Genomic DNA, 2,687 nt, shown 5'->3' on the forward strand with positions numbered 1-2,687 from the left:
GTATTCCGCTCGCTTCAGGCGCACCCCGGCGGGTATGATGGCGCGATATAGAATCGCACAAAAGTTGCGAATCTGAGGGATAGATCGAGCGAATGCGCATTTTAAAATATCTCGGGCTTCTCATCCTCGTGGCAGCCGTGGGCGGCGGGGGCTATTGGGCTTATCGCACCTATTACAAACCGAAAGCTGCGATCCCCCCCGGCATCATTGGCAGCAATGGCCGCATCGAGGCGAATGAAACCGACCTCAGCGCGAAGTTTGCCGGGCGCTTGGTGGAGGTTCTGGTTCAAGAAGGCGATATGGTGAAAGCGGGCGATGTGGTCGCCCGAATCGATACCGCCGATCTGGAAGCCGCCTTGCGCGCGGCGGAGGCCAATGTGCGCCAAGCCGAAAAGGCCGAAGCCGAGGCCAATGCGCAAATCACCTTACGCAAAAGCGAACTCACCCTTGCCGATCAAGAGTTAGATCGGGCCGTGGCGTTAATCGCCAAAGGTAATGTAACGCAGCAGCGCGTCGATCAAACCCGCAATCAGCGCCGCACCGCTGCCGCCGCGTTAGAGGCTGCGCGCAGCCGCGTCGATGCTAGCCACGAGGCCATCAGCGCCGCCCGCGCCGAGGCGGACCGACTGCGGACACAGGTCGGCGACGGTGTGCTGAAGTCCCCCGTCTCGGGCCGGGTGCTCTACCGGCTGGCCGAACCCGGCGAAGTGCTGGCGGGCGGCGGCAAAGTGCTGACCCTGCTCGATCTTTCCAGCGTGTATATGACGCTGTTCCTGCCCACCACGGAAACCGGGATTCTGGCGATGGGGGCGGAAGGGCGGATTGTGCTGGACGCGCTGCCAGACCGCGCCATTCCCGCCAATGTCTCCTTCATTTCCGCCCGGGCGCAGTTTACGCCGCGCCAGGTGGAAACCAAGAGCGAGCGCGACCGGATGATGTACCGCATCAAAATCCGGGTGCCGGAAGCCCTGGTGCAGCAATATCTTGAGTATGTGAAAACCGGCCTCACCGGCATGGGTTACGTGAAGCTCGACCCGAAAGCCGTCTGGCCAGCGTGGCTTCAGTCCGATCTAACCCAGCCCGCCGGGTCGTGACCCCATCGCTATGACCACCGCCGTTCAGCTTGAAGGCGTCGCGCACCGATACGGCAAAACGGTAGGGTTGGACGCCGTGTCGCTGGCCCTGCCGGAAGCCCAAACTTTCGGGCTGATCGGGCCGGACGGCGTGGGTAAATCCACCCTGCTCGCCCTCATCGCCGGGGCCAAGAAGGTGCAAACCGGCAGCGTGACCGTGCTCGGGGCCGATATGCGCGCAAGCCGCGCCCGCACCGAGGTTCAGCCGCGCATCGCCTATATGCCCCAGGGGTTGGGGAAGAATCTCTATCCCGATATCAGCGTGCGCGAGCATCTGGAGTTCTTCGGCAAGCTCTTCGGCCTGAGTTCCGCCCAGCGCTCCGAACGCGCCGTGGCCTTGCTCGCGGGAACCGGCCTAACCGCTTTTGCCGACCGGGCGATGGGGAAACTGTCGGGCGGCATGAAGCAAAAGCTTGGCCTGTGCTGCGCGCTGATCCACGATCCCGATCTCCTCATTCTCGACGAGCCGACCACGGGGGTCGACCCGCTCTCGCGCCGCCAATTCTGGGAATTGGTCACGCGCCTGCGCGAAAACCGCCCGCGCATGAGCGTGATCGTCGCCACCTCCTACATGGATGAAGCCGAGCAGTTCGATCAGGTGGCCGCCCTGTACGGCGGGCGCTTGCTTGCCTGCGCGGCACCGGCTGCGCTGAAAACCCAAACCGGCTGCACGAGCCTGGAAGACGCCTTCATCGCCCTACTGCCCGAGGCGGCAAAACGCGGCCATGTTCGGCCCGTAAAGCCGCCTGCGCCGGAGGCAAACGGCCACCCGCCCGTGATCGAAGCGCGCGGGTTGACGCGGACCTTCGACGATTTCACCGCTGTCGATCATGTGGATTTCTCGATTCAGCGCGGCGAGATTTTCGGCTTTCTCGGCTCCAACGGCTGCGGCAAAAGCACGACGATGAAGATGCTGACCGGCCTGCTGCCCAGCACCTCCGGCGAAGCCTTTATGCTGGGCAAGCCCGTCGATCCCACCGATCTCGGCGCGCGGCGGCAAGTTGGGTATATGTCCCAGGCGTTTTCGCTCTATGGCGAGCTGACCGTGCGGCAGAACCTGCGCCTGCACTCCAAAATCTTCCGTCTGCCTGCCGAGGCCGCCGCAAAGCGCGAGGCCGATTTAATCGCCCGCTTCGGCCTCGCCCCCTATCTCGACGATCTCTCCGCCGATCTGCCCCTGGGCGTGCGTCAGCGCCTCTCGCTCGCGGTTGCCATTCTGCACGAACCAGAAGTGCTGATTCTCGATGAGCCGACCTCCGGCGTCGATCCCGTTGCCCGCGACGGCTTTTGGCAGGAGCTTTTCACCCTATCGCGCGAGCAGGGGGTGACGATCTTCGTCTCCACCCATTTCATGAACGAGGCCGCGCGCTGCGACCGTATCGCCTTTATGCACGCGGGCCGCGTGCTCGCCATCGGCACGCCGGACGCGCTTGAAAAAGCCAGCGGCACCGCCAACCTCGATGAAGCCTTTATCGACGCGATGGAGGAAGCCCTCGGCCCGCAGACCGCGACCGAGGTGCCCTTCCCCGACCCACTCCCCCCTCAGGGCCGCCC

The 2,687-nt window shown here is 64.0% G+C and carries 2 protein-coding genes; both read left to right on the forward strand.

Annotated features, from left to right (window positions below; translation table 11 throughout):
• Nucleotides 1-92: 92 nt before the first annotated feature.
• Nucleotides 93-1,094 carry an HlyD family secretion protein gene (locus VZ95_RS13895; protein ID WP_045776387.1) on the forward strand — a complete coding sequence of 334 codons (1,002 nt, stop codon included), beginning with the start codon at nucleotides 93-95 and terminating at the stop codon, nucleotides 1,092-1,094.
• Between the two features lie 10 nt (nucleotides 1,095-1,104).
• Nucleotides 1,105-2,687: ATP-binding cassette domain-containing protein (locus tag VZ95_RS13900; RefSeq protein ID WP_045776388.1), on the forward strand; the 1,583-nt coding region annotated here is incomplete at its 3' end.

This window comes from Elstera litoralis (assembly GCF_000963705.1).
Classification (GTDB): domain Bacteria; phylum Pseudomonadota; class Alphaproteobacteria; order Elsterales; family Elsteraceae; genus Elstera; species Elstera litoralis.

What these genes read in the sequence shown, in the direction of transcription:
- VZ95_RS13895 (WP_045776387.1), top strand. Translation starts at nt 93, where the DNA reads ATGCGCATTTTAAAATATCTCGGGCTTCTCATCCTCGTGGCAGCCGTG.